General features: G+C 62.8%; 2 protein-coding genes. Both read right to left on the reverse strand.

Annotation, left to right across the window (positions count from 1 at the left end; all coding sequences use genetic code 11):
• Positions 1–124: 124 nt before the first annotated feature.
• Entirely contained in the window at positions 125–346 is a 222-nt protein-coding gene (locus QT222_RS00430) for a hypothetical protein (RefSeq protein WP_491475938.1), read from the reverse strand.
• A 23-nt stretch (positions 347–369) separates the two neighbouring features.
• Positions 370–847 (reverse strand): hypothetical protein (locus tag QT222_RS00435; protein ID WP_491475939.1); only part of this gene is annotated, 478 nt, incomplete at its 5' end.

An 847-nucleotide genomic window follows, 5' to 3' on the forward strand; every position in this document is an offset into this window, starting at 1 on the left:
CTTGAAAGCCCTGCTCCGAGGTGAAGTAGCGGTTGATGAGCACCGGGATGCCCCGAGCGTTGGCGTTACGGTTCAGGCGCAGGATCTCAACCGGTCGTTGGATGTCCGGGTAGCCGGGCAGGGTTTAGCCGCCGTTATCGGTCAGGTTGAAATGGGCCTGGTACTCGCGCGCGAGCTGGGTCAGCTGGCGCGGGGCGGACGGTTTCTTGGTCTGCGACTGGTTGGCTGCCGGTTGGGTGCGGGCGGTGGTTGTCGCGGTCGAGGTCTTGGCTTTCATGGGGCTGTCCTTACGGGTGTTGTGCCCGGTCGGGGTGCGACCAAAAAGGTTAAAGATGTTCGAGAACATGGGGGTCTCCTTACGGGTTGGGGTTAGGCGCGTTGCAGGTCGTCTTCGTGGACGTACTCGCCGTTGGGCAAGCGATAGGCTTCGTCGTCGGGAATCCACTCACCGCTGACATCGCGGACGGCGTTGCTGTCACGAATCCAGTCGTCGCAGGCCTCGGACCAGACCACATCGTCCTCGTCGAACCACTCGCTCTCGCGTTCGCTGTAACGGGCGCGGTCACGGGGGCAGTGGTCGCCGTTATCCAGGACAACGGTGTTTCCCTCGCAGTAGGGGCCGTGGCCGGGGCAGTCGACGACTTCGAACATTGCCTCGAAGCCAGGGATGTAGTCGCGTTCTTCATCCTCGGTTTCACGGATGCGACTGACTGGAACCCAGACATCGAGACCGGGCTCAGAGGGCACGGACAGGGTGGTTACGGCTTCCCCGAACAGTTCCTCGGCCTCGGGCTCGTTGATGGCCGGATCGCCCAGCTCGTATTCGTCGGTCAGCAGGGGCTGGTAG

The organism is Haloferax sp. s1 (assembly GCF_058382125.1).